This is a genomic window from Sulfurimonas sp. HSL-3221 (genome assembly GCF_021044585.1).
Lineage (GTDB): Bacteria > Campylobacterota > Campylobacteria > Campylobacterales > Sulfurimonadaceae > Thiomicrolovo > Thiomicrolovo sulfuroxydans.
In genome coordinates this window covers 986,257-1,011,697 of the sequence record NZ_CP087998.1, presented here as the reverse complement: position 1 = coordinate 1,011,697, position 25,441 = coordinate 986,257, and the positions used below count along the sequence as shown (strand labels likewise).

At 58.2% G+C, this 25,441-nt stretch carries 30 protein-coding genes; 6 read left to right on the top strand and 24 right to left on the bottom strand.

Annotated features, from left to right (window positions below):
- Positions 1 to 22: 22 nt before the first annotated feature.
- Positions 23 to 313 (bottom strand): hypothetical protein, encoded by a 291-nt coding sequence (locus LOH54_RS05135; protein ID WP_231020961.1) that lies wholly within the window; start codon positions 311 to 313, stop codon positions 23 to 25.
- 133 nt (positions 314 to 446) lie between these two features.
- On the opposite strand from LOH54_RS05135, the gene LOH54_RS05130 reads away from it, so the two are divergent.
- The gene (locus LOH54_RS05130) at positions 447 to 647 is read left to right on the top strand and encodes a hypothetical protein (RefSeq protein ID WP_231020960.1); all 201 of its coding nucleotides are present in this window, start codon (positions 447 to 449) and stop codon (positions 645 to 647) included.
- 124 nt (positions 648 to 771) lie between these two features.
- Here LOH54_RS05130 and LOH54_RS05125 read toward each other — a convergent pair whose 3' ends face one another.
- From LOH54_RS05125 to LOH54_RS05085, 9 genes are all read right to left on the bottom strand, one after another.
- Positions 772 to 1,251, bottom strand: coding sequence for a YbjN domain-containing protein (locus tag LOH54_RS05125; RefSeq protein ID WP_231020959.1), 480 nt, complete (start codon positions 1,249 to 1,251; stop codon positions 772 to 774).
- Positions 1,252 to 1,372: 121 nt separating this feature from the next.
- Positions 1,373 to 2,086, bottom strand: a complete 714-nt coding sequence (locus tag LOH54_RS05120; RefSeq protein WP_231020958.1) for a TIGR02757 family protein — start codon at positions 2,084 to 2,086, stop codon at positions 1,373 to 1,375.
- 134 nt (positions 2,087 to 2,220) lie between these two features.
- Positions 2,221 to 2,943 carry an LPS export ABC transporter ATP-binding protein gene (gene lptB, locus LOH54_RS05115; protein WP_231020957.1) on the bottom strand — a complete coding sequence of 241 codons (723 nt, stop codon included), beginning with the start codon at positions 2,941 to 2,943 and terminating at the stop codon, positions 2,221 to 2,223.
- Positions 2,936 to 3,352 (bottom strand): tRNA (adenosine(37)-N6)-threonylcarbamoyltransferase complex ATPase subunit type 1 TsaE, encoded by a 417-nt coding sequence (gene tsaE / locus LOH54_RS05110; RefSeq protein ID WP_231020956.1) that lies wholly within the window; start codon positions 3,350 to 3,352, stop codon positions 2,936 to 2,938. Before tsaE ends, lptB begins: the two co-directional genes overlap by 8 nt.
- On the bottom strand, positions 3,349 to 4,335 hold the full coding sequence (trpD, locus tag LOH54_RS05105; protein WP_231020955.1) for an anthranilate phosphoribosyltransferase: 987 nt from the start codon (positions 4,333 to 4,335) through the stop codon (positions 3,349 to 3,351). Before trpD ends, tsaE begins: the two co-directional genes overlap by 4 nt.
- On the bottom strand, positions 4,332 to 4,580 hold the full coding sequence (locus tag LOH54_RS05100) for an RNA-binding S4 domain-containing protein (protein WP_231020954.1): 249 nt from the start codon (positions 4,578 to 4,580) through the stop codon (positions 4,332 to 4,334). The genes trpD and LOH54_RS05100 overlap by 4 nt, the downstream gene beginning before the upstream one ends.
- 35 nt (positions 4,581 to 4,615) lie before the next feature.
- Positions 4,616 to 7,219, bottom strand: coding sequence for an ATP-binding protein (locus tag LOH54_RS05095; protein ID WP_283949357.1), 2,604 nt, complete (start codon positions 7,217 to 7,219; stop codon positions 4,616 to 4,618).
- A gap of 10 nt (positions 7,220 to 7,229) precedes the next feature.
- Positions 7,230 to 8,756 (bottom strand): sensor histidine kinase, encoded by a 1,527-nt coding sequence (locus LOH54_RS05090; protein ID WP_231020953.1) that lies wholly within the window; start codon positions 8,754 to 8,756, stop codon positions 7,230 to 7,232.
- A 12-nt stretch (positions 8,757 to 8,768) separates the two neighbouring features.
- The gene (locus LOH54_RS05085) at positions 8,769 to 10,457 is read right to left on the bottom strand and encodes a YgiQ family radical SAM protein (RefSeq protein ID WP_231021221.1); all 1,689 of its coding nucleotides are present in this window, start codon (positions 10,455 to 10,457) and stop codon (positions 8,769 to 8,771) included.
- Positions 10,458 to 10,621: 164 nt separating this feature from the next.
- Here LOH54_RS05085 and LOH54_RS05080 point away from each other — a divergent pair, with 164 nt between their 5' ends.
- Both LOH54_RS05080 and LOH54_RS05075 read left to right on the top strand, forming a co-directional pair.
- A complete protein-coding gene (locus tag LOH54_RS05080; protein WP_231020952.1) occupies positions 10,622 to 11,053 on the top strand; it encodes an iron-sulfur cluster assembly scaffold protein in 432 nt (143 codons plus the stop codon).
- Positions 11,050 to 11,880, top strand: coding sequence for a ferritin family protein (locus LOH54_RS05075; RefSeq protein ID WP_231020951.1), 831 nt, complete (start codon positions 11,050 to 11,052; stop codon positions 11,878 to 11,880). Before LOH54_RS05080 ends, LOH54_RS05075 begins: the two co-directional genes overlap by 4 nt.
- Here LOH54_RS05075 and LOH54_RS05070 read toward each other — a convergent pair.
- From LOH54_RS05070 to LOH54_RS05020, 11 genes are all read right to left on the bottom strand, one after another.
- Positions 11,862 to 13,058, bottom strand: a complete 1,197-nt coding sequence (locus LOH54_RS05070) for a hypothetical protein (RefSeq protein WP_231020950.1) — start codon at positions 13,056 to 13,058, stop codon at positions 11,862 to 11,864. The two genes, LOH54_RS05075 and LOH54_RS05070, sit on opposite strands and share 19 nt — an antisense overlap.
- Before the next feature lie 44 nt (positions 13,059 to 13,102).
- Positions 13,103 to 13,783 (bottom strand): class I SAM-dependent DNA methyltransferase, encoded by a 681-nt coding sequence (locus LOH54_RS05065; protein WP_231020949.1) that lies wholly within the window; start codon positions 13,781 to 13,783, stop codon positions 13,103 to 13,105.
- A complete protein-coding gene (hisG, locus tag LOH54_RS05060; RefSeq protein WP_231020948.1) occupies positions 13,773 to 14,390 on the bottom strand; it encodes an ATP phosphoribosyltransferase in 618 nt (205 codons plus the stop codon). The genes LOH54_RS05065 and hisG overlap by 11 nt, the downstream gene beginning before the upstream one ends.
- Positions 14,384 to 15,007, bottom strand: coding sequence for a type III pantothenate kinase (locus LOH54_RS05055; RefSeq protein WP_231020947.1), 624 nt, complete (start codon positions 15,005 to 15,007; stop codon positions 14,384 to 14,386). Before LOH54_RS05055 ends, hisG begins: the two co-directional genes overlap by 7 nt.
- 159 nt (positions 15,008 to 15,166) lie before the next feature.
- On the bottom strand, positions 15,167 to 15,523 hold the full coding sequence (locus LOH54_RS05050; protein ID WP_231020946.1) for a hypothetical protein: 357 nt from the start codon (positions 15,521 to 15,523) through the stop codon (positions 15,167 to 15,169).
- Positions 15,524 to 15,560: 37 nt separating this feature from the next.
- Entirely contained in the window at positions 15,561 to 16,496 is a 936-nt protein-coding gene (locus tag LOH54_RS05045) for a sensor domain-containing diguanylate cyclase (RefSeq protein ID WP_231020945.1), read from the bottom strand.
- A 3-nt stretch (positions 16,497 to 16,499) separates the two neighbouring features.
- A complete protein-coding gene (locus LOH54_RS05040; RefSeq protein WP_231020944.1) occupies positions 16,500 to 17,114 on the bottom strand; it encodes a DUF2238 domain-containing protein in 615 nt (204 codons plus the stop codon).
- Position 17,115: 1 nt separating this feature from the next.
- Positions 17,116 to 17,652 (bottom strand): YbhB/YbcL family Raf kinase inhibitor-like protein, encoded by a 537-nt coding sequence (locus LOH54_RS05035; protein ID WP_231020943.1) that lies wholly within the window; start codon positions 17,650 to 17,652, stop codon positions 17,116 to 17,118.
- A 68-nt stretch (positions 17,653 to 17,720) separates the two neighbouring features.
- Complete coding sequence (locus LOH54_RS05030) at positions 17,721 to 18,809, bottom strand: radical SAM protein (RefSeq protein WP_231020942.1); 1,089 nt, start codon at positions 18,807 to 18,809, stop codon at positions 17,721 to 17,723.
- Between the two features lie 46 nt (positions 18,810 to 18,855).
- On the bottom strand, positions 18,856 to 19,047 hold the full coding sequence (locus LOH54_RS05025) for a hypothetical protein (RefSeq protein ID WP_231020941.1): 192 nt from the start codon (positions 19,045 to 19,047) through the stop codon (positions 18,856 to 18,858).
- Between the two features lie 104 nt (positions 19,048 to 19,151).
- Positions 19,152 to 19,649, bottom strand: coding sequence for a hypothetical protein (locus LOH54_RS05020; RefSeq protein ID WP_231020940.1), 498 nt, complete (start codon positions 19,647 to 19,649; stop codon positions 19,152 to 19,154).
- A 141-nt stretch (positions 19,650 to 19,790) separates the two neighbouring features.
- Between LOH54_RS05020 and LOH54_RS05015 the strand changes: the two genes are divergently transcribed.
- Entirely contained in the window at positions 19,791 to 20,456 is a 666-nt protein-coding gene (locus LOH54_RS05015) for a M15 family metallopeptidase (protein WP_231020939.1), read from the top strand.
- A 27-nt stretch (positions 20,457 to 20,483) separates the two neighbouring features.
- On the opposite strand, the gene LOH54_RS05010 is transcribed toward LOH54_RS05015, so the two are convergent.
- The 3 genes from LOH54_RS05010 to LOH54_RS05000 are packed head-to-tail and all read right to left on the bottom strand — an operon-like array spanning position 20,484 to position 22,979.
- A complete protein-coding gene (locus LOH54_RS05010) occupies positions 20,484 to 21,305 on the bottom strand; it encodes a tyrosine-type recombinase/integrase (protein WP_231020938.1) in 822 nt (273 codons plus the stop codon).
- A 7-nt stretch (positions 21,306 to 21,312) separates the two neighbouring features.
- The gene (locus LOH54_RS05005) at positions 21,313 to 22,386 is read right to left on the bottom strand and encodes a hypothetical protein (RefSeq protein ID WP_231020937.1); all 1,074 of its coding nucleotides are present in this window, start codon (positions 22,384 to 22,386) and stop codon (positions 21,313 to 21,315) included.
- Positions 22,383 to 22,979 carry a hypothetical protein gene (locus tag LOH54_RS05000; RefSeq protein WP_231020936.1) on the bottom strand — a complete coding sequence of 199 codons (597 nt, stop codon included), beginning with the start codon at positions 22,977 to 22,979 and terminating at the stop codon, positions 22,383 to 22,385. The genes LOH54_RS05005 and LOH54_RS05000 overlap by 4 nt, the downstream gene beginning before the upstream one ends.
- Positions 22,980 to 23,257: 278 nt before the next feature.
- Here LOH54_RS05000 and LOH54_RS04995 point away from each other — a divergent pair, with 278 nt between their 5' ends.
- Complete coding sequence (locus LOH54_RS04995; RefSeq protein WP_231020935.1) at positions 23,258 to 24,649, top strand: TolC family protein; 1,392 nt, start codon at positions 23,258 to 23,260, stop codon at positions 24,647 to 24,649.
- On the top strand, positions 24,646 to 25,440 hold the full coding sequence (locus tag LOH54_RS04990) for an efflux RND transporter periplasmic adaptor subunit (RefSeq protein ID WP_231020934.1): 795 nt from the start codon (positions 24,646 to 24,648) through the stop codon (positions 25,438 to 25,440). The genes LOH54_RS04995 and LOH54_RS04990 overlap by 4 nt, the downstream gene beginning before the upstream one ends.
- The last annotated feature ends 1 nt before the right edge of the window (position 25,441 follow it).

Below are 25,441 nucleotides of genomic sequence, written 5' to 3'. Positions count from 1 at the left end.
CTTCCCCGCCGTGCGGCACGGTTCACTCCGTCTTTTCCGCCGCTTCCGATGCATCCGATTTTTTCTTCTTGGCGAACCCCGCCCCCTTCTTTGTTTTGGCCTTCAGTTCCAAAGCCTCCACCACGGGCACATACGCCATCCCGCTTTTTTTCATCTCGGCGAAACAGGCGGCGATGACGGCGATCGTATTGGGCACTTCGCCCTTCTTCTTGTACGACTGCAGGTTCTTTTCGCTCACTTTGATCAGCTTGCTGAATTTCGGCAGCGTGATCTCCGCATCCAGCAGCAGTTTTTTGAACTCTATAAACGTCATCTTGCGTCCTTTCGATCCCGAATTATAGTCTTTCCTTTCGCTATGCTCTATTGACATGATAATATAAAAAATGTATTATGGTAATAATTTATTACTAAATTTAGTAGTAAAAACAATCCAAAGGGAGCAAAAAATGGCAAAGGTCCTGAAGAAAAAAGCGGTAGCGAAAGTGGCGAAAAAGGCGGCCAAGAAAGCAGTGGCGAAAAAAGTGCTGAAGAAAAAGGCAATGAAAAAAGTCGCGAAAAAAGTGACAAAGATCGTCCTGAAGGATAAACCGGCAAAGATCAAAGTCGCCAAGAAAGCGGCTAAAAAAGCGGTCAAGAAAGCGGCCTGATCCCCTCTCCGCCGCAACAAAGCGGCGGCCTCACGCCAACGGCCCGTCGACGCACGGAGCGCGCAGACGGTTCGCGCTCTGCCGACAGAGGCCTCCTTCTCTTTTCCCGACGAAAGTACCTCTCCTAGTCCAGGTAATCCGTTTTAAAACTTTTGAGTGCACGCGTCCAGAGGTCAAAAGAGTCTTCGACGTTGCGTGGCGTCACGCCGTAATCCAGGTTGACGTCCATCTCCAGACACGGGTCACCCTCTTCGTCGAGATAGGCCTTTCCGAAACGTGTATCCCGGTTCCACCGGTTGATCGTTTCCATCGTCATCTGCGCTTCGCTCCACCCTACTGTGAATTGAATACTTTTGCACGCCGAGCCGTCCTCCTCGCACCCGTAAAAGTAGATGCCATACTTCGTCCCGTCAATGCGCCCGATAATGTAGGGGGCCCCGTTACTGCTCGTTTTAAGCGTCGCGCTGCCGAACCCTTTTGCCATGCTTTCGATCGCTTTTGCCCCCTCTGCCCAGAGCAGATCATCGGCGTGCAGCAGCGGGAGGTTTGGCATGAACACGCAGGCGGTAAGGAGTGGCAGGGCCACTGTGTCGTTCCGTTTCATATGCGTTCCCTTTGTCGTCCGGATACGCAGCATTGTACTCTTATGAGCTTAAAATATATGAAACACAATAAATTTTATAAAAACATAAATAAACATACTATAGAAATTAATTGCCGGAAGGTCAGTACTGTTTCTCCTGGCCGAGGCGGTAGAGGGCGAAGTCATACTTCACGGGGTCATCCGGATCGAAACGTTTGAGGGTCTCCGTCAGCTCCGCCACGGCCTGAAGGTCGTAGTTCTTTCGCTTCAGAAGTCCCAGTCGGTGCGACACGTTGAACGTATGGGTATCGAGGGGCATTAGCAGATCGGATGTGCCGACGCCTTGCCAGAGCCCAAAATCGATGGCGTCGCTGCGGACCATCCAGCGCAGGAACATCAGCCACCGCTTCATCGGCGCGCCCCCTTTGTACTTCGTTACTTCGCGCCCGATGAGAAATCGGTATCCGCGGCTCTCATAACCGTTGAGCGCCTGCATCTTCGCTATCACGGCATTCACGCCCTCAATCACGGAACGGTTGGGCCGGTACGCCTCCGTGAACAGCGCTTCGATATCGCCTTCGAGCTTCAGACGCCGCAGGGTGATAAAGAATTCGATGATGTCCGTACGGTTCTGGAAACGGTAGTATTGCCCCTCGAATGCCCGGCGGATCACGGCTTCCTCCGCATCCAGCAAACTGAAATCGAGATGGTCGAGGAATCGAACGATCAGATCGGCACGTCCGTAGGCGAAAAGCGCGCATACGAGTGCACTGTAGGGCTCCTGGTAACGCCGTGCGACAAGGATGGGATCGGGACGCTCGTAGGAGATCTCCAGCGCATGGTTGCGCTGCCGCATCTCTGCATCCAGAAGTGTTTTTAAATCCTGTTCGTTCATGGAGAAGGAAGAGATGTGCGCATCACCCGTGTGCCTCCCGAAGGGAGTCCCCCCAGGGGCTTAACGTGGTCTGAAGGGCCGGCGCACCGGCGATATTAAAATTTAAATGACTCGCCAAGGTAATGCCGCCGGACATCTTCGTTGACCATAATCTCGGCGCTTGTACCCGACGCGAGGAGCGTCCCGCTCTTGATGACGTAGGCACGGTCGCAGACGTCGAGGGTCTCGCGGACGTTATGGTCGGTGATCAGCACGCCGATGTCGTGTTTGACGAGCTGCTCGACGACCTTCTGGATATCCAGGACCGCCAGCGGGTCGACCCCGGCGAAGGGTTCGTCGAGCAATAAGAAGCGGGGACGGGCGACGAGAGCGCGGGCAATCTCGGCGCGGCGGCGCTCCCCGCCCGAGAGGCTGATCCCCTTGCGGTAGCGGATCGGTTCGATGTTGAAGATATCAAGCATCTCATCGATACGCTCGCGCTGTTCCTTCTTGTTCTTGATCACCGCCTGCGCCGCGACCATCAGGTTCTCTTCGACCGTGAGGTCCTTGAAGATGGAGGCTTCCTGCGGCAGATAGCCGATGCCCGACCGGGCCCGGGCATGCATCGGATAGCTCGAGATGTTTTTCTCGTCGATAAAGACTTCGCCGCCCGTCGCTTCGACAAGGCCGCAGATCATATAGAAAGTCGTGGTTTTGCCCGCCCCGTTGGGCCCGAGCAGGCCGACGACCTCTCCGGTGTTGACCTCCAAAGAGACTCCGCGGACGATTTCGGTCTGTTTGATCGTCTTGACCAACTCCTGGGCGCTCAGTTTATGCATGGTAGACCTTGTAACAGCGTGCGTCGGGAGCGCACTTTTCGATTTCAATGACAACGGCGGGGATCTCCGCCATCTTCAGCATCTCTATAAGGGTTTCGTCACCCCATTCGATGAAATGATAGCCCGGTTTTTCCAACTCTTCAAGGAGCCCCAGGGCGAGGAAATGCTCGATGCCGTGGTTGTAGATGTCGTAGTGGAACATCTGGTCGCCGTAGCACTGCTGCAGCGAAAAGGTCGGCGAGGTGACCGGTTCGTCAATATCGAGATGGCGCGCCGCGGCCTGGGTCAGCGTCGTCTTGCCGCTGGCGAGGTCGCCCTGCAAGATCACGACGCCGCCCCGCGGCAGCGCGTCCATCATGGCGCCGACCACCCGGTCCAGGTCCTCCTTGCCGCATTTGAGCTGTCTCACAGTTTTGCGGAGACCTCGATGATCTGCGCCAGCTTGGCCTTTGCCCGTCCGCTCTGCAGCCCCTCGTCGGCCATCTCAAGCCCCTCCTGGATATCCCGCGCCTTCCCGTCGACGATGAAGGCGTTGGCCGCGTTGATGCGGACAATATCGCGCTGTGCGTCCGTCGCACGGTTTTCAAAGATATTCCTCAAAATCGCGGCATTCGCATCCGCGTCACCGCCGACGATCGCCTCAAGGGGCTGACGCGGAATGCCGTAGAGGGCGGGATCGATCTCGTACTCGGTGATCCCCTTCTCATCCACACGGGCAGCGTAGGTGATGTCGGAGATGCTGATCTCGTCCATCCGCTCCTTCGAACTGACGACGATCGCCGACGTCACGTCGTTGATCTTCAGTGCTTCCGCAATTTTCGGCACGAAGCTTCTATCGAAGACGCCGAGCATGATCTTCCCGACGCCGGCAGGATTGGTCAGCGGGCCGAGAACGTTGAAAATCGTCTTTTCGGGGATGCTTTTGCGCACCGGCATGATGAACTTCATCGCCGGGTGGTGGTTCTGGGCGAACATGAAAGTAAAGCCCGTCTCCTCGAGCAGGCGCGCGGTCTGTTCGATGCCAAGATCGAGCCTGACCCCCAGGGCTTCGAACATATCGGCACTGCCCGATTTCGAGGTGACGGAGCGGCTGCCGTGCTTGGCGACGTAGGAACCCATCGAGGCGCAGAGGATCGCCACCGTCGAGGAGATATTGAAACTGCCGATCTTGTCGCCCCCCGTGCCGACGATGTCGATCAACTCCGGGCGCAGCGTTTCGTCCACGGGCAGCGCGATGGCGTTGGCGCGCATCACGGATGCCGCGGCGGCCAGCGCCTCGACCGGCATCGTTTCATCCAGTTTCATCGAGAGCAGGAAGTCGCGCATCTGCGCATCGTCCATCTCATGCCGGAAAAGGCGTTCAAACGCGGCTTTGGCTTCGCTGTAGGTCAATTCAGTTCCTTTACGTATTCGCTTTGCATCGATTTGGGTGTGGATTTCGTCGTCGGGATCTGCAGCACTTCGTAGCGCTTCTCCCCCTTGAGGTAGGCGATGGCAACAATGTCCCCCACCGCGACGTTCTTGCTCGCCTTGACGCTCTGGCCGTTGATGCTGACGACCCCGTTGGCAAGCATATCCTGCGCCACGGTGCGGCGCTTCGTGATGTTGACCGCATTCAGAAATTTATCTATTCTCATGCGGTAATTGTAGGGAATGATTACTAAATCCGCCGTTACGGCAGGTACTTTCTCGCCTCTTTCAATACATCATGCAGGTGGCGGTCGAAATCGCTTTTGAGCGCGAGCAGTTTGCTGTTCTCCAGGTTCCGCGACAAGCCGACATTGAGGGCCTCGCAGACCTGTACCATGTGGGTCGCGCCGATATTGGCGCTGACGCCTTTGATGTCGTGCGCCAGTTTCTTGGCGGCATCAAAGTTCCCCGTCTTAATAAAGACCTCCAGCGTCTGGTCCGCGCTGGCGTACAGCGTGACATACTCCTCGAGGATCTCGCCGTAGAGCTCCGCATCGCCGCTGGCGCGCATGAGGCCGTCCCTGGCCGCAAGGACCTCCGTATTGGCGAACGCGGTTCCCTTCAGCGGCGACGTTGCCGTGCGGGCCGGCGTCTTGGCTGCCGGGGCCGCCGTCTTGACGAAGCGGCTGAACACCGTATAGAGCCGCCCCACCTGTACCGGTTTGGTCAGGTGCGCGTTCATCCCGAGCGCGTACATCTTCGCGATCTCCTCGGGCAGCCCCAGACCGGTCAGCGAGACGATCGGCATATCGTCGTACTGCGCGTCCGAACGGATGTGGCGCGTCGCTTCGTAGCCGTCCATGACCGGCATGTTGATATCCATCAGCACGAGGTCGAAACGGTTTTTCGGGTCCTGCACCGCTTCAAGGGCTTCGACGCCGTCGCCGGCCATGGTCACCCTGATGCCGCTGCCGTTGAAGAGGCTCAGCAGTACCTTCTGGTTGATCAGGTTGTCTTCGACGATCAGGACCGACGCCCCCGCGAAGGCACTGAAGCTCTGCTTCGTGATGTTCGGCGTTTCCGGGACATCCTCATAGTGCTGCTCCGTGATCGCTTTGGGCGACGTGTGCCGCGGCGTCACGCCCTCGGTATCGACCTCTTTGATACTGTCTTCGAAAAGGTCGACGATCAGGTCGTAGATACGCTGCAGGTTCAGCGGTTTCATGATCCGCGCATCGATCATCGATTTAAGCGCTGAGACGTCGTGGGGCTCGTTCATCATGCTCCCCGCCAGGACGACCTTGTTGTCCGTTTCGCTCTTGACCCGCTTTATCAGGGCCTGTACGTCCGGCGTAAAGGCATCTTCGGCGATAATGACGACCTCGCTTTCGAAGAGGATATCGCTCTTGTTGCGGATCGCCCCCAGCGATCGGACGCTAACGTCGTTTTTGAAGTACTCCAGCATCTTTTTGAGCGCATCCGCCGCCGTCGGCTGCACCTCGACGATCACGAAGCTGTGCCCCGTGAAGGCCTTGGCCGGGAGACGGTAGTGGCGTTTTTCGTTGACGTCCGGCACTTCCAGCGGGATTGTCAGAATGAAATCGCTCCCTTTGCTTATGACGCTTTTGATCTCGATGGCACCGCCCATCATCTCGATCAGCGCACGGGAGATGTAGAGCCCCAGTCCCGTCTCTTTCAGATCGTTGGCCGAAGAGAAGGGTTCAAAGATATCGTTGAAACGTTTCGGGTCAATACCGATGCCCGTGTCGGAGATGATAAACTCCAGCATCACCTTCCCGCCCTTGTCCGGCAGACGCCGGATATGGAGCTTTACTTCCCCGGCTTCGGTGAACTTCATGGCATTGCTCATCAGGTTGGTGAGCACCTGCCCCAGGCGCAGCGAATCCCCGATAAACTTGGCCGGTACGCCCTTCTCGATGTCGAAGATGAATTCGACCCCGCGGCCCCGTGCTCGGCTACTGACCGTCCCCGCCATCTCGTCGAGGACGTTGTTGATATTGAACAGTTCATGCCGCAGCTTGACCTTGTCGGACTTGAGGTTCAGGAAGTCGATCAGGTCATTCGTGATGTCCAGGAGCAGTTCGTCGGAATGCTTGATCTTCTCCAGTTCACGGCTCTGTTCCGGGTCGAGCTGCGTCTGCAGGATCTTCTCGCTGCTGGTGCTGATCTCCTTGGCCGGCTGCCGGATCTTCTCGCCGACGTTGACCATGATGTCTTCTTGGTGTTCGAGCATCTGCTCGAGCTCTTCATGCTCTTTTTTGAGCACGCGGCTTATTTTTGACAGCTTCTGTTTCTGATAGAGGGCGAAGAGGATTAGCAGCAGCAAGAGCGCTCCGAGGATCATCAGCGCGATCAGAATCTTTTCGGAGGGGATCCCCTTCGAAGGCCTGTCGACATAGATGGTCTTGACCTCCGGTTCGGCCGGGATATAGACGGTTTTGATCTCCGGTTCGGCGGGAACATAGACCGTTTTCACCTCCACCTTCGGCTCGGGTTCGGCTGCAGGCACTTCATCGCCGCGGTGGGTGTAGACATAGGCGTCCGGGAAATAGCGCTGTACCTTTTCCAGCACCTTGGAGACGACCTCGCTGTCGCGGAGCGGCTCGACGCTGGTGATGTAGTGACGCCCCGACCGTCGGCTGACAACCTCGAAATGTTCATTGGCCTGTGCTTCGGCAATGGCGGGATCGGCCGCGAATTTCCGTTTCAGCGTATGGACATAGATATCCATCTCCGCTTTGCTGTTACCCGCGGCAACGACAATGTTCATGTAGGGTTCCGCCGCCATCAATGCCAATGACGCCACGGCGACAAGCGCTGTTATGATCAGTTTATAATTTTGCATCCGCCACCCCCTAACGGATTTTGTATTTCGACTGTTCGATGAACTGATCGAGGGACGAAATCGTCTGTTTGAGAATAAATCCGATGGCATTCGTCAATGCCTCTATCTCCTCCGCATTCCGCTCCCGGCACGCCGTTTCAAGCAGATCCGCAAGGCAGGCGAGTTTATACACACCGAGTTCGGCGAGGGGCTGCTTCATCTTGACGCAGTACTCCGCCGCCTCCCCAAGCTGTCCCTGGCCGATCATCCCCATGATCACGCGGTCGGCCTTGACATACTTCCAGATCGCCTCTTTGAGTTTCTCGACAAAGGCCGTATAGTCATTGCCGCAGTGGGCCAATCCGTCCGCCGCCACGAAGAACTGGTGGGCAGATTTGCAATAGACGCTGCGCTCATTCTGCTCGCCGGCCATGACCGTCCCGTTGAGGAAGGCCTCCACCGCCGAAACGGCTTTCGCTTTTGCCGTGTCCGCTGCGGGAGCGACCTCTTCCGGAATATGCGGCTCGGGGAGCGCTTCTTCCTTAATGGCCTCTTCGACGGCAGGTGCTTCCGGCGCCGCGGCCTCCGACTCTTCCGGAGCCGTGCTGAGCGCATCGGAATAGAGCGCCACCAGCATTTCAAAAACGAACTGCTGGGTGAAGGGTTTATAGATGAGCCAGTCGACGTACTCGAGGGCGCGCTCCTCCACCTCCTGGTGGTTGATCATGCTTTCGATCATCACGATCTTCGGACACGCCTCCCCCAGCTTCTGGATATCCGCATAGAGCTCGTCGCTCCAGTATTCGGAGGAGACCATAACAATATCGTACGACTCCATGAAAGCCAGGTCTGCCACGTTACCGACGCTCACGTCGTGACGGAAGTACTCCAGCATCGGCACCACGGCCTTCGCACTGCCGATATCGTTGTCGACGACCAGGGTCTTGCGCCCGACGCCTTCTTTGTTCGGCAGACGGTAGTGGCGTTTTTCCTTGAGGTTTTCGGCGGAAAGGAGCAGATGGAAATTGACCCGCGTCCCTTTCTTCGGCCGGCTGCTCAGACGGATGCTGCCCTGCATTGCGTGCACAATGTCGCGGGCGCGCTGCAGCCCGCTGCCGCGGATCTCGAACGCCGCCGCCGGGGTGTCGCTGGTGAGCATCGGCATCAGGATCTCTTCGACGACCGTCTCGTCCATCCCGACCCCGTAATCGATCACCTCAAAATGGAGCTCCAGCGCCTCGTCATTGCTTTCGTTCCGACTGATCTGGACAACGACGTCTTCGCGCTTATCGGTGAAATCGATCGCATTCCCGATGATGTCGCTCAGCAGACGGGAGAGCTTGTAGCGGTCTCCGATAACGGCGGAAGGGACATTCTTTTTCATCCGGTAAACGATGGAGATGCGCTTCTCCTGCGCATCAAGAGAGAGAATATTCGCGACATCGCGCAACGTATCGTTGAGGTTGAACGGGGCGTCTTGCAATTCGACCTCTTCGACCGGGACGACTTCCGGCCTCGAGGGCTCTTTTTTCTTAAATAGCTTTCCAAACAGTGCCAATTGTCTGCTCCTTTAACTGGCGAAACCGCTCCTGAACTGCTGTTTTTTAACGACGATCTCTTTTTGCTTCTCTTTGCGGCGCGTATCTTTTTCGACAAAGATCTTTTTCCGGGTCTCCGGATCCATCTCCGTGTAATACATCACCGATGACCACGTCCCCGGCGTCGGCGTGAATACCTGCGCCTGTTCCGGATTCATCTTGAGCTCTTCGGACGTGAAGCGCTTCAGCTCGTGCATGTCCGCTTCCGTACAGCCCGGGTGTGCTGCAATAAGATAGTACGTCAAAAACTGCTTTTTTCCCTCATCTGCGTTTAGTTTATCATAAAGCTTTTTAAAATCGATCAGCGTCTGCTTGCCCGGCTTGCCCATCAGGTCGAGAACGTGCTGCTGTGTGTGCTCCGGAGCCACCTTCATCTGCCCGGAAATATGGTGGCGTACCAGCTCTTTCAGGTAGTCGTAGCCGTGTTGTTTATCCTCGTTGATCAGGTCGTAGCGGATGCCTGAAGCGACAAAGGCCTTTTTGATCCCCGGCACCGCCCGCACCTGGCGCAGCAGATTGATGTTGCGCGAATGGTCTACCTTCATGGAGGAGCAGAGGTGGCGCGAATCGACGCAGCGCTGATGGTCGCAGGTGCCGAGTTTGAGCTTTTTGTTGCACTCGTAGCCGTACATGTTCGCCGTCGGCCCTCCGACGTCGGAGATGATCCCCTTGAAATCGTTGTACTCGGTAAAAGCCTTTGCCTCGCCGACGATGGAGGCCTCCGAGCGGGTACGGATGGTACGCCCCTGGTGTACGCCGATGGCGCAGAAGTTGCATTCGCCCCAGCACCCCTGGTGGGTCATGATGGAGAATTTGATCGTCTCCAGGCATTTCACCTCACCCGCTTGCCTGTGGTAGGGGTGGAGTTCCCGCGTAAAGGGCATGGCGGAGAGGCCGTCCATCTCCGGCTCGCTGAGGTAGTCGCAGGGCGGGTTCTGGATAAGGTAGCGGCCGTCGACCTCCTCGCAGAGGCCCTTGGCGGAGATGGGGTCGTTGTTGTCGTAGAAGTACTGGAACATGTCGATGTAGCGCTCTTTCTCCTTCAGACACTCGGCGTGGGAAGGGAGCTGAATGTAATCGGGCTCCGGGGTTTTGGAGATGTAACAGACCCCGCGTACCGTCGTCGGGTCCTCGCCCTTTTCCAGGGCATGCGTCAGGTCTAGCAACGCGATCTCCCCCATCCCGTAGATCAGGTAGTCCGCCTTGGCGTCAAAGAGGATCGGTTTGCGCAGCTTGTTGCTCCAGTAGTCGTAGTGGGTGATGCGGCGCAGACTCGCTTCGATGCCCCCCAGGACGATCGGGGCCGTGTTTTTGAAATGGCGGCGGATCAGGTTCGTATAGACCAGGGTCGCGCGGTCGGGACGCCGGTCGTTTTTGCCGCCGGGAGTGTAGTCGTCGCTGTTGCGGAACTTCTTCGTCGCCGTGTAGTTGGAGACCATCGAGTCGACGCTCCCGCCGCTCACCCCCCAGAAGAGTCGGGGCTCCCCGAGGCGGCTGATCGCTTCGGCGCTCTCGATGTCCGGCTGTCCGATGATGCCGACACGGTACCCCTCGCGCTCGAGAATGCGCCCCACCATCGCCACGCCGATAAAGGGCGAATCGATATAGGCGTCCCCGCTAACGAGGATGACGTCGAGCTGTTCCCAGCCGCGGCGCTGCATCTCTTCGGGGGTCGTGACAAGAAAATCTTCGGCGGTAAAACCGTTATCTTTGACGGGTTTGCGGCGACTCAGTGCATCTCCTTCGCAGAAGCAGCGCGCAGTGCGCTCCTTCAAGCATATTAAGGTTAGAATAATATCACAAGAAGTACACGGAGGGGGTGGAAATGGAACTGAGCGACGAGATCATCGAACATATGATGGCGCCGAAAAACTACGGCAAACTGGATGACCCGGGCGGGGTCGGCATAGGCTACGACGAGCGAAGCGGCGAGTATGTCATCCTCTACCTGGGCAAAGACACCGCTGCGGTCAACGAGATCGCCTTTGCGACCAACGGCTGTCAGGACACGGTCGTGCTCGGTTCCGTCTTTACCGAAATGGTCAAAGGCGCGGGCATCGACGAAGCCACGACTATTATGCACAAGATGGAGGAGAAGGTCGCCGACGCCCCCGAAAAGCAGCGGGCCTGCTCGGAGCTCGTCCTGACGGCCTTCAATGCCGCCCTGCAGAACCTGGCACACCGGACGCAGGGCGGGGAGGAGGAGCTGCACCGGCTCCCGATCGCCAGCAGCTGCGCCACGGAGGAGACGAAGTGACACCGGACGTTTTCAAACATAAACACGCCCTCTGGCTGAACATCCTCTTCACCTCCTTCATGCTCGAAGACGACGCGGTAAAGTCCGAGCTCTACGACCATGCCCAGATCGCCTTCCGGCATATGCGCTGGATCGCGCGCGCCCTGGCGGAAAAGGGAACCGCATACACCTATGACCGCGACGTCGACCTCGGCCAGCCCGCCAACAATTCCGAAGCCCTACAGGCACTCATCGGCACCGTCAAGGCCACCATGGCCTTCTATCCTGATTCGGCGCTCTCGGCGCGGATGATCACCGACGACGAATACCTCATCGCAAGGCTGGAGGCCCTGCGCTGCCGCCCCGGAGCCGATGCCCCCGTCACCGCCTTCGACCGCCACCGCACCCTGCCGGGAAAATCCCTCGACCAACCCCAGACCGACGCGCTGACCCTCTTTTTGTTCGAGGAGTCCTACAAAGAGTACGAGCTGATCCTCATCTACGCCTATATGCAGAACGAAAGCGGCAACCTGCTCGAGCGAGACATCTACCAGGACCTGATCGACGAGTCGCAGTTCCACTTGAAGTCCTTCGGGAACATGATGGCGCAGATGGGGATCCTCGCCCTGCCCCGTCCCCTGGATGAACGGACCTACAAGATCAACGATCTCGATGCCTTTATCCGCAACGGCATCGCCGAGGAGGAGAATGCCAAAGAGCAGTGCCGCTCCCTCGCCGAAGCGGTCAGGGATGAGGAGCTCTCCGCCTTTTTCGACTTCATCAACTTCCAGGAGAGCTACCACATCGAACTGATGAAAAAACTGCTGGCTCAGGTATCGCCGAAATAGAGCTCCAGCCAGAACTGGCAGACGTAATTCGGCCGCCAGTTGTACTGCATGTCGTAGTCAATACGGGGGATGACCTCGTAAAAGATCCATCGACGCGCGAACGCCTGTTTCCAGCCGAGACCGATGCTGTACCGGTAGATGCCCGGGGTCATTTCGACTGTGGTGACGTTCGTGTCGGCGCTCTGGGGGTTGTCAACCACCGTCCGGCCCGACGCTGACACAAAGGTCCTGAACCCGGTGCCAAAGCGCACCGTATTGAAATAGGAGAGCGACGTCATGTACGCCATACCTTCTCTTTCCGTCTCGGTTGATCGCTGCAGCTGCAGACGCACCAGCTCCTCTTTGGAGATACGGCGGTCGAAATAGAGGTCGGTCTCTTCGTAGAACAATCTCTTGACGGAGTAATCCACATACTGCACCGGCCGGATCAGCCAGTCATAGAAGTTCATGCGGTATTCGATGCGCCCCTGCGTGAAAGGGTTGGTCAACCCCCGGAAACCGGCGGAAACGCTCGCTTTGACGTCTCTGAGAAAATCCGGCAGGAAGTAGCGCGCCCCGACGCCCGTCGTTTCGTTGATCTGGCCGTTTTCGGAGATGACATCCTTGTCTTTGTCCACCAGCGGGTCGCCGACAAAGATCTGCAGCTGTTCCTGGGTATGGGGCAGTTTCATCGCGAAGCGGATGTTGTTGAGGAACTTCCACCCCTCCTCCTTGTTATACTCAGCCCCGCCGCGCAGGATCAGGTAGCTCTCCTCACCGCTGTACAAGTAGGTATCGTCATGGAAGAGCTCGTTAAAGTAGTCTGAGAGCCCTTCGCTGGCATTGCCGTCCCGGGGGACCCTGCGGCGTTTTTTTTTCGATTCGCGCCCGCCCCAGCTGGACAACTGCTGATCCGCATTGGCCGAAAAGACATGCACCTTCTGCGTCACGTCCGCGTGAAACGCGTCGAGGTACTCCATGCTGCTCTCGAACCACCCCTGCTCCTCCAGCAGATACATCTTCCAGTCCGTCACACTGATCGCGCGACGCACGTTGGTCTCATTCACCAGGGCGCTGCAGTTGCATTCGGGAACGGGACCGTCAAAGACGGAGGGAAAGGCGGGCGGTTCCACCTGTGCCGACAGGGATGCCGCTAAGAGAAAGAGAAGAAAAAGGTAAACGGGCACCGGCTTTTTCATGCCCAGAGTATAACATTACAGCGCCGTTTTCACGAACGGATGTTTTAAAGCGCTTTAAATACCAGCAGCATCTTGTCGTTCGTATCGTAGAGCGAGATATTCTTGTAGTGGGTCAGTTTGAGGTTCGGGACGTTGCGGAACCGGTTGAGGGGATGGAACCACTGCACGATCTCCGATTGTTCCTTGGCATAGCACTCCGGCGACGTTTTCGTAAAGAGGGTGAACTGCGTGTGCAGCTCCTCGGCTTCGAAATAGGCGTCGACGGCCAGGAAGTGCTCCTCGTCCTCGTTCGTCATCGTCCCTTCCGCCACATCCGTGAAGCCGTGAAGGGTATTGATGTCGGCGATGAAGATGCCGCCCGGGTTGAGCCGTTGCGCCACGCACTGCAAAAAGACGAAGAGTCCGTCCTTGTCGAGGAAATTGAGCACATCGAAAACGGCGACGGCGGCGTCGTAGCTCCCTTCGACTTCGCAGATCCCCTTGCGCGATACGTTAAGCCCTTTGGCCGCGGCGGCCTTTACCATCACTTCGCTCTGGTCTATGCCCGTACAGACCATGCCTGCTTCCTGCGCCTTCTGCATCAAAGCACCGCGGCCGCAACCGATATCAAGTAGCGATTTTGCCGGGTAGTTTTGCAGGGTATTCAGGTAAAGATCGTGCAGCCGTTCGGTCGATTCCTCGATGCCGAGCAGGTGTTCCGCTTTCGCGTAGAGGTCAAGACTCACTGACGACCTTGTTGATCTTTTCGTAGATGTCGAGGATCTCCGCTTTTTTCTCGAAGTAGCTGTTCTTGTTGGCGATCAGGTGCGTCGTCGACTCCATGATCTCCTCGACGACCTCCAGGCCGTTTTGTTTCATCGTCGTTCCGGTCTCGACGATATCGACGATCATATCTGCCAGCCCGACCAGCGGGGCGAGTTCGATGGAGCCGTAGAGCTTGATGACATCGGCGGCAACGGCGCGCTCGGCGAAGTAGCGCTTGGTGATGTTGACCATCTTCGTCGCGACCTTGATCTCCGGCTTGGTGAGGTCAAGCTTCTCGCCCTGCTTCATCCCGATGGCGACGCGGCAGTAGCCGCGGCCGAGGTCCAGCAGGCGGATCACGTCGAGTCCCTGCTCTTCGAGGGTATCAAGCCCCACGACGCCGATGTCGGCTGCCTGGTGGTAGACATAGGTCGCCACGTCCTGGTTACGTACCAGCAGAAAACGGAAGTTCGGCGTATCGAGAATCAGCTTGCGGTCGTCGAAAGCAAATGTCTCTCCAAAAATCGTCTCGAAAATTTCGAGGGTCTCTTTGGCGATTCTGCCCTTCGGCAGCGCGACGGTCAACATAGTCCAGCCTTTTGAATGATCTTTTTCATGCCCGAAAACAGCAACAGCGGCGCATAGTTCGGCGTGCTGAACAGCGGCATGAGCAGAGATGCGTCCCCGCCGGTGAGGTAGACCGGCAGGCCGTAACCGGACACCTCTTTGGCCAAAAGGCCCAGGGCACCGTAACTGATCGCATCCCGCGTATTTTTCGGCATTTTATCCAATTGCATATCAAAATTGAATGAGCTGTCCAGGCGCGGAGAGATGCGGCGGTAGGTCTCCAAGAGCGCCGACACCCCCGGGTAGATGAATCCCCCCTCAAAACGCCCTCCGCGCACGACGTCGACCGTGATGGCGCTGCCGGCATCGACAATGACCCCCTCTTCCACCGCTTCGCAGGCGGCGACCCTGTCGATGCCCATTGTCGCGTAGTAGTCGTGCCAATCGATCGCGGGACGCAGATCGGTCCAGTTCTCCAGCCCGTCCAGGCGGGACTGGAGCGCGGCATTGACGTTGATGTAGTAGACGGGAACCCGCACGCCGGCGGGATCGAATGCAGCGGCATCCTCCCGGTAATCGCGCCCCTGCTTATCGTCGTAGAAGTGGAAAGAGGTGTTGCCGATATCACATAAAAGCATTAGTAAATTCCACCTTAACTTAATGGGGCGAATAAAGCGCCAAGGGCGCAAGGGCCCGCCGCCGATGTAGCGAGCGCAATTCCGCAGGGCGTTTAGCCCGAGGACAACACAAACACAGTGTCAACGTAGTTGCAGGGGCTTCGCTCCTGCAGCGTATCATTAAATAAGCTTCCAGCCTTGCTGTTTAAAGGCGGCTTTAGCCTTGGAGCAGAGCGGCGCGTCGATCATCAAGACGCGGTGTTTGAAAGCGTGGTCCGCGTACAGTTCCAGCTTGCGCAGGATGACGTCGAGCTTCTCCACGTCTTTCATCACGACCCGGCTCTTCTGGGCGACCACGAAAATCGCCGTGTAATACCCCTGTCGGTCCGTCGCACTGAAGAGACGGATACGGTTGCGGATTCCCAGTGCCTTCGGCTGAACTTCATCAAGATTTTTGTAGATGAGTCCGTTGGCATTAAGGCGGTCGATGATGGGTTTGAACATGGTGCGTGTCTCTTCGTAGTGGAGCATTTTCATAGTGCAATTATAGCGCACGAATCGATGGCGGGCAGCATCACTCCTCTAAAGACCATTGCGGCAACGGTTCGAAGACCACGCGGTTTCGCCCCTGCGCCTTAGCACGGTAAAGCATCCTGTCTGCTGCGGCGAGCAGCGTCTCAACCCTTTCTCCGTGCCCCGGAAGCAAAGAAACACCGCCGATGCTTGTCGTCACTCGTCGTTTTCCGGCATCGAATGCAAGCCCGAGGGCCTCGATTTCCCTTCGAATCGACGCGGCGGTTTCCTGATGTACTTTCATGTCGTTCCCGCCTAAAACGACGGCAAATTCGTCCCCGCCCAAGCGCGCCGCCAGGTCATCCGCCCTGCGGGTATGTTCATGCAGTACTCCGGCCACTTTGACCAGGCCGTCATCCCCCGCGGGATGGCCGAGCGCATCATTGAACGATTTGAAATTATCCAGATCCAATTCCAGCAGGGTCACGGAAGCGCTGTTCCGCGCACCCCGCTGGAGCGCTTCTTGAACGAATTCATTGAAGCGCCGGCGGTTCGCCAACCCAGTCAGGGGGTCATGCCGGGAGAGAAAGGCCGCATGCTCCTCCGCCAGGCGCCGCTGTGTGATGTCGTGATGTGTGATGACGAAGAGCATTTTTCCGCTTCCCTCCAGCGGCTTGACATGCATCATGAACCAGCGTTTCTTTTCCGGACTGTGGCAAGGGTACTCGTACCTAAAATCGGCCCGCTTTCCCTTGATAACATCCAAGATACCTGCCGAGACCTCCATGGCCAAGGCATCGCCGGAAAAAACCGACGCCTCCACGACCTGAAGATAGTTACTGCCGACAGAAGCAAACGTTTCAACGATCCCGTTTTCCGCTCCGAAGGCTTTCCAGGCGGCATTGACATCGATAATCGTTCCGCTGCGGTCGATCACCGCAATCTGCTCATCAATGGAGTTGAAAACTTGTGTATGCAGACGTGCCGCGCCGACCATCCTTCACTCCTTCCCTTTGGCTGAGACGTACTGTCGCAACTGCCGGTCGTGCATCCGTCTCAGTAGCAGGAGCGCGGCTAGGGCACCGAACAGGGCGTACCCCATATCCGACTGCGTATCCCAGACGTACCCCTGCGTCCCTAAGAACGCGTCCGCGGCCTCCTCGCTGAGCAGCGCGACCCACCACTCGATGAGTTCGTAAAAAGCACTGAGCCCCAGGCAGAAGCTGACGATGAAAAAGAAGCGCCACCCCTCCCCGCGGATCACATCCAGACGGATCGTCACTTCCCGCGCGATCAACGCCGGTACGAACCCCTGGGCGAAATGGCCGACCTTGTCGTAGTTGTTGCGGCTGCTCTCAAGCAAGCCGTCGAAAAACGGCACTTCGGCATAGGTGTAGTGGCCGCCGATCATCAAAATAGTGCTGTGCGCGAGGATCAGCCAGTAGAGTAGCGGCGTCAGGGGAAAACGGCGGTAGGTTACGGCCAGCACGACAAAGCCGATAACCGCGGGGGCCACTTCCAGTACCCAGGTCAGACGGTCTTTCGGTGCGATTCCGGACCAGAGCAGGACGGTGGCAAAGATCACGGTCCACGCGAGGAGCGCGCCGCGTCCCATGCTAGCGGCCGTAGTACGCCATCAGCGACGCCTTTGCAATGGCATGGGCGTTGAGCATGTACCCCACCAACGCCGGCATCGCCGAGGCGTCCAGGTCGAGAGCCGCGACGTCGAGGGCGTAGACCGTGAAGACGTAGCGGTGCGGGCGGTCGCCGACCGGCGGGCAAGCCCCGCCGAAGCCTGCCTGACCAAAGCTCGTCATGCTCTGTACGGCTGTTTTGGGCATCAGACCTTTGGCACCGTTCCCGGCACCGGAAGGCAGAGAGGTCACCGTTGCGGGCAGGTTAAAGACAACCCAGTGCCACCAGCCGCTGCCCGTCGGCGCATCCGGATCATACACCGTCACGGCAAAACTCTTCGTCTCCTTGGGCGCATTCGCCCACTGCAGCGCCGGCGAAACATTTTCGCCGCTGCACCCGAAGCCGTTAAAGACCTCCTTCATGGTCAGCTGTCCCTGAAGGTCGCTGCTCGTCAGCGTAAAATTCCCGGCGTGCAGCCATGCGGCGGCAACCAGCAGAACACTCATAACTGCTTTCATGATGACTCCTTTGAGCGTAAATCGAACGTCACCCATTATACACTACCGAAACGGACCCGCCGCCCCGGTCAGCCAATGTAGGAACGGACCGTGTCAAAGAAGCGCTGGTGATCCCCGCACATCACCGATTTGCGCGAAAAATCCACCCCTTCCCCGCCGAGCCGATTGGCGACAAAGCCCCCGCCGCAGACCTCGTAGTGTCCGCAGGCAACGCACTCCGGCGGCAGCGTTTCGCGCAGATCGGTGCAGCGGCGGATGACCGGGTCCTGCGCGGCCGTCTCCAGCCCGTGCTCGCGGACGTTGAATTCCGTCCGTACCGCCCCGTCGGCAAAATAGCGCAGGTAGTCATGGCGTTCATACTGCCCGTCGCTGTTGACGATGACGCTGTTGAGCCTTTCGCCCCCGACGCCGTCGCCGTGGTGCGAAGAGCCCAGCATCCGCTTGATCGCGTCGCGGAAGATGCGGATATCAATCGAGGGGTCGTCCGCCTCTGCCCACAGCCGGAAAAGCTCGGCGTACCACGCCCCGTAATCATGCGTTGGGGGCGCATCGTAGTTGTAGTGGATGGGCCAGAGCACGCTGACACGCTTTTTCGGCAGCGTCTTGATCCAGGCAAGATAGTCTTCGGGCGGGATGTCGGGGTCCGCCACGCTCAGGACTCCGCCGAAAAAGGGGAGCAGCCCGTCCGCGTCAAGCCGCTTCAGGTTCTCCGCGACCCGCTCGTAGCTGCCGCCTCCCCCTTTTGTGACGCGTCGTTGATCGTTATAGGCCGCCGGTCCGTCCAGGCTTACCCCGATGGAACCGCCCGCCGCCGCGACCCGCTGCAGCAGCGCTGCATCGTAGTCGTAGAGATTCGTCTGCAGACCGATGCTGAGCCGCTTTGTCTCCCGCCGCAGCGCACCGGCCGCCTCCAGGAAAGGGGTCATGGATGCTTCCGGCCACAGCGACGGCTCACCGCCGTGCAGGACGAGGCGTATACGCCGCTCGGGATGTTCCCCAAGATAATCGGCGATACGCTCAAGCGCCTTCAGGCCTGTCTCGAGGGGCATAAATTTCGGGACACGCGTGTAGGTCTTGTCTTCGGAATTGAACATATAACAGTAGGTGCAGTCGAGATTGCACGTTTCGGTCAGTTTTAGAATTACGGAAGCGATCATAAAAGCATCCGCCGCCGCGGGAGAGCGGCGGCAGCATTGACGAACGTCAGGCGCCCGGCGTCATCTCAACGGCGACATCCAGACCTGCGTCAATATCGAGGTCGAAGGGGTTCAGCCCGTCCATATTGGCAGATTTGATCTCGGCAACGATGTTCTTCATGATCTTTTTCTGCATTGTTTCGGCACTGACAGCTCCCTCCGGGAGACCTTCGATTTTGACTTGCACTTTCTGAGACATTACGACCCTCTTGCATATGAATTTCGGAACCGACGATACAGAGTGTATCGCCGATAATTTTCCGCAAGGGATAATGCATATTTCTTTCCAAAAATTATTCACTCCTATTGTGCGGGAGGCGGCGGCGGGAATGTCGCGTAGGGTGGCTGCGGTTCCGCACTCGGCGGAACGTATGCCGGGGCTTCCTCCCCGGCCGCCCCCAGATGCCGCACATAGCGGTAAAAGGCCCGCAAATCCTTCTCTTTCATCTGGTTCAGGTTGAACCAGGGCATGGGTGGACGCGCTTTGAGGTTTTTGGCGAACGCCACCCATTTGTCCTCCGTCATCTGGCTCAGCCGGTTGCGCAGATTCGTCGGGTAGGTCGTCCCCCAGGGGCCGCGCCACCCAAATGCACTCCCCGTCAGCCAGAGTTTCTCGGGGACGTCCCCCTCACGCATCAGATAATTCGGCGTATGGCAGTCGTTGCACCCCATCATCACCGCGACGTAACGCCCCTGTTCCAGCATTTCGGTCTTATCTGCCGCTCCAAGGGAGAGCCCTGTCAGCAGCAGAGCACCGCAGCAGACCGCACCCCGATAGCTTCCGTTGTTAATCCACTTCATCACGTCTCCTTCATGCAAAAGCTACCTTTCATTTTATGCCCCGCGTTCTTAGGAAATCACATATTTTTGATATTAGAATTTATGATTAATACAGGCCGACCTCTCCCGAAGTGCTATAATGCCCCGAAAAAGGTTTTTGCGATGCGCTCACTCCTTTTCGCCCTTCTCCTGTTCTGCATCGGTACCGCCGCCGAAGCGGTACCGCCCGACTTCGTCGATCTCAAAGAAGCCGTTCCCTCCCTCCGCATCGAAGCGCGTTATTTCGGCAGCAACAACTTTGTCGGTCGGCCCGTTGACGGCTACGGAGCGCCGCGCTGCTACCTGACACGTCCGGCGGCGGAGGCGTTGAAGCAGGCGGAAACCGCCCTCGCGCCCTTCGGCCTCGGCCTCAAGGTCTTCGACGCCTACCGTCCCCAGCGCGCCGTCGACCATTTCGTACGCTGGGCGAAGGATCTCGACGATACGAAGATGAAGGCGACCTACTACCCCCGTGTCGACAAAAGCGTGCTCTTCAAAGAGGGGTATATCGCGGCGCGGTCGGGGCACTCGCGCGGCAGCACGGTCGACCTGACGCTGGTCGACCGAGAAAGCGGCAAGGAGCTGGACATGGGCACCGGCTTCGATTTCTTCGGACCCGAGTCATGGCCTGAGAGCATGGCGGTGACAGCGCAGCAGCGCGCCAACCGCCTGCTGCTGCGCCGCATCATGACGCGCGCCGGTTTCCGGCCGCTGCGGGAGGAATGGTGGCACTTTACGCTGGAAAGCGAGCTCTATCCCGACCGCTATTTCGATTTCCCCGTCCGTTGAGACATCCGCGGGGGGTCGGCTTGACCTTTAGCCGTTGCTGTAGGGGTGGTAGCGCTGTACGGTCTCTTTGAGGTTCTGCTTCTGCACATGGGTATAGACCTGCGTCGTCAGCAGCGAGGCGTGCCCCAGCAGCTCCTGGACGACCCGCAGGTCCGCTCCGCCGATGATCAGCGCCGTCGCGTAGGAGTGGCGCAGGACATGCGGAGAGATCCCGAGGTATTTTTGGGTGATCTTGTACGCGGAGACGCGGCTAAGCACCCGCCCCCGGTGGTTCAGCCAGAGCTGGTTGCGCTCAAAGGGCACCGCGTCGAGGTAGCGCTCGATCATACGCCGTGCAGCCTCGGCGACGGGGACGAGACGCTCTTTCTCCCCCTTGCCGTGCCGTACCCGAAGCCACTCCCCCTCGAAGTCGCTCCGCTCGACGGCGAGCGCTTCGCTGATGCGCACCCCCGTCGCATAGAGGAACATGATCAGCGCCCGGTCCCGGAGGTCGGTCCATTTTTCCGTCCCGATCGCTGACACACCCCGTTCGATCGCATCGAAACTGAGGAACTTCGGCAGCAGTTTGGGAATCTTGGCGAGGGCGAAGCGTTCCGACTCCGCCGTAAAGCGGCGCGAATGACAAAAGGCGAAAAAGGCGTTGAGCGAGGAGAGTTTGCGGTTGAGGGTGCGTTTGTTCGCGATCCCGCCGAGCAGTTTCAGCACGTCGGCGGTCTCCAAGGAGAGCAGCGGACGCTCTGCCGCACGCTCGAGCTGTTCGAGGTCCGAGCGGTACGCCTCGACCGTCCGCTTGCTCAGGGCCTTTGTAACGGTGATGTATTCGATAAAGGCTTCGAGCGGACCGGACACGCCGACGCTACTCTTCGACGGTAATGATCTTGTCGCGCACGTAGAAGGCTTTCTCCCCGGTAAAGTTGATCCCGTCGTCCAGGGCGATATTGTAGACCTCCGTCTGCGTCATCGCTTTATCCATGACGATCAGGTAGCCCTCTTTCTCGAGCAGGTAGAGCTTCTCTTTGCCCACGATCATCCCGAGAAAATGCGCAAAAGGGAACTTCTGCTTGGCCACCGGCTGCAGTGCCGGGGTGAGGTGGAGCACTTCCCCCTCTTTCGTTGCCGCCCAGATCCCCGAGGCATCGAAGACGACGTCGCGGAGGTCGAGCTTCTCACGCCGCTCTTTGTCACTCAGGCTGAAAAGACGGTTCGGGGTAGCCGCCACCATCGTGTCACCGATGACTTTGAAATAGAAGACGTTGTCGAAATAGGTTTCTGTGCTGACCACCGTCGAGCGCAGAAGCTCCTTCTCCTCGTAGTTGACGACGACCAGGCGGCCGTCAAGCGTCGGGAAAACGACAAGGTTCCCGAGGAAGTAGGGATTGGAGATGCGGACATCCACTGCCGTCGCCGGCGTTCCCGGCAGCTTGTAGTAGCTCTTGCCCGTGGAGAGGCGGTAGATCCCGATATCGTTGCTGGAAAAGAGTACGGCGAGGTAGTCCCCCTCCACCGCGGCGGCGGCGACCGTCTTTTCCAGTGCCAGCCGTTTCGTTTCATTCGTCTCACTGCGCCGCAGCGTCACGTTCCCGTCTATTCCCGTCGAGAGGAACCATCCGCCGCTCTGGCCGAGGAAACGCTCCCCGTCGGGGATCTTGAAGCCGCTGACGCCGCTTTTTTCGACGACCATGCCTTGGCGTCCCACGGCGCCCTGCGCCCCTTTGGAGACCAGGTAGACCCCGGTGCGCTGACAGGTCGGCCAGGTCGGGATCTGCTCCACCTTCGGACGTTCGCCGACAATGGCTTCTGCCGAATGGTTCGGTGTTTTGCAGACCGGCCAGTCGTTGACGGTCTGCTCCGGCGTATAGTACTCTTTGTTGCTGCAGCCCGAAAAGGCCAGCAGTGCGCCGACGAGGAAGAGAGAAGCCTGCTTGATCATTTCACGCCGTAGTGCGAAAGCGCTTCCGCCAGTGGTGCGAGCGGGGACTGCTCCCCGATCATCTGCAGACGGCGGTGCGCCTCATCCGTTTTGCCCTCCTGCATCAGGAGCACGGCTTCGTCGATCAGGGCCATCTCTTTGTAAACACCGCCCTGGCGGTAGCTGTAGCTGCCCAGCGCTTTGGCGTCTTTGGCGATCGCCGCTGCTTCGTAGCTGCTGACGTCGGCAACTTCGGACGCCGGGGACGACGTCAGCGCCTGGAGGACTTTGACGTCGCCGCTTTTGATCGCCACGGACATTTTCCATGCGTCAAAAAGCTGCGGCGCGTTCGCCTTGAGCGTCTCTTTTGCCGCCGCATTGGTCGGGTCGGACTGCAGGGTCAGGTAGGCGGCATTTGCCGCGTCGCGTTTGGAAGCGTCATAGGCGTCATACGCCGCCGTGCCGACGACGGCGAGGGCCACCGCCGCTACCGCCGCGATCAGCGGTTTCTTGTACTTTTTGACGAACCGTTCGGTCTTGACTGCCTGTTCGAAGAACTGTTCCTCCGTGCTCAGCTCTTCCTTAACCATCGAGATATTCTCTTTGAGACTCACCCGTACTCCTCTGATACACCGCCTACAGGGGCGTTTCCGTAAGATGCTGCAAGTGTAGCTTAAATAGGGTAAAAATGTGGTAACGGGCATGTAAACACCCCTATTCAGTGGAAAGCTTGTGAATATTGTGATAAGATTTTCCTATGCTCTTAATGAAAAAACCGTGCCGGGGCGTGCTGGCGTGTTTACATTGATTAAGATCGTATGGTGTATAATTCATCCTCATAATTTTTATAACTTTTTTGTAACATTCGCAACAACACAAGGAGAGAGCAATCATGAAACTGGCGACCCTGCTCTGCGCAACGGCACTCAGCCTCGGCGCTGCGACGGCCCAAAACGGCGCCCTGGCCCTGGACGAGGCCATCGACCTGCTGAAGGCCCAAAACCTCGAGATCAAAGCGGCAACCTATGACGTGCAGAGTGCGCGTGAACGTGCTTCACAGGCCGGGGGGCAGCACTGGGGCTCTCTGGATTTTATCCAGAACATCTCCCGCTCCGATGATGCGGGCAATGTCTTCGGCTTCAAACTGACCGGCCGCGAAGCGAATTTCGGCGATTTCGGCGCTGCAGAGTTCATGGCCAATTCCGCCGCCTGTCAGGGCGGCGACCTGACGGCCTGCGATGCCCTCTATACCCAGCCGCCGGAAGCGCTGAACTACCCAGGCGACCGCAACTTCTTCCAGAGCAAACTGCAGTACACCCTGCCCCTTTATGTCGGCGGCAAGATCAGCGCTTATGTCGAAGCGGCCGAGGGGATGGAACGCCTCAAACGCTTCGACAGAACAAAACTGCTCAATGAAAAGATCTACGAGACCCGCAAGGCCTACTACGACATGCGCCTGCTTGATGAGGCGCTCTCGAACCTGAAAACGATCTACGACAACATTGGCACCCTCGAAGCGATGACGCAGTCGATGATCGAGGAGGGGTATGCCAAACAGACGGACCTGCTTGAAGTCCAGGCGAAAAAGTCCAACGTGGCGCGCTCCATCCACCAGATGGAAGCGAACGAAAAGCTGCTCTACCACTACCTCAGCTTCCTCCTCGACCAGCCCGTCAGCACCATTGCCCTTCCCGATTCCGACGTCCCGTTGCCGCCGCTAGAGACGGCGGACGTCATCGCCGCCAACATCGACGTTCAGCGGGCCAAAACGGGTCTGCAGATCCGCGAAAGCATGCAGGACGTCGCCCTCTCTGACTACCTGCCGATGGTCGGCTTCCAGGCCGATGTCCAGACCGCCGCCGACAGTTTCGAGCATTATGCCGCCGACAAAGGCTCTTACACCGTCGGCGTCCAGCTCAAGTGGAACCTCTTCGCCGGCGGCAGCGACTACGCCGCCTACGAAGAGGCCCGCATCGAGACCCTCAAGACCAAGACGCAGATCGACCTGGCGAAAAAAGGGATCGCGCTGCAGGTCGACAAGATCCATACCGAGATCAAATCCCTCGATTACGAGATCGACGCCCTCTCCAAAGAGCTGGCCCTCGCCAAGGAGATCTACGCCAGCTACGAGGCGCGCTACCGCGAGCAGCTCGCTTCCATGAGCGACGTCGTTATCAAACAGTCCCAGCAGCTTGAGAAGGTCCTTGCCCTGCTGGAAGTCAAAAACAAACGGACCGAACGGGTGTTCGCCCTTGAAAAACTTGCCAACGGAGTCACACAATGAAAAAACTGCTTCTCTCTTTTATGCTAGCCGCAGCCGCGCTCGCCGCCGACGGCCTCACCGTCGCCGGGAGCGTCATCTCGGATAACCAGAAGATGATCACCAGCCGCTACATGGGCTTTGTCACCGAGGTCGGCGCCTCCGAGGGCGAACGCGTCAAAAAGGGGCAGCTGCTCTACCGTATCGACTCCAAAGAGGTCGACAGCGCCAAAGCGCGGGTCGAACTGGGCATCTCCCAGGCCGAACTCGCCCTGCAGATGAACCAGAACCAGCTGAGCAACGTCCGGCTCAACCTGGCCCGCTACAAACGCCTGCTGGAGAAAAACATGGTCAGCCAGTACGAGGTCGAGAACCTCGAACTGGCCGCCAAGAACATGGAAGACATGGTCGACATCAGCAAAAAGCAGGTCGCGCAGGCGAAGGCACAGCTCTCCGAAGTCTACAACCAGTACAACTACCTCCGCATCAAAGCGCCCAACGACGGCGTCATCATCGCCAAGAACATCAAAGTCGGCGAGATGGCGATGCCGGGGATGCCCGCTTTCGTCCTGGCGGACCTCAGCGACCTCAAGATCGCCATCGAGGTTGCTGAGAGCGACCTTTCCAAAGTCCCCTACGGTACCAAGGTCGCCGTCGAGGTTCCCTCTGTCGGGCTGCTGACGACGGGCACCGTCAGCGCCATCATCCCGAGTTCCAACCCGATGACGCACACCTTCCGCGTCAAGGTCGCCTTCAAAACGAGCTCAAAGGCCCCGATCTACCCGGGCATGTACGCCACGGTCACGATCCCGTAAG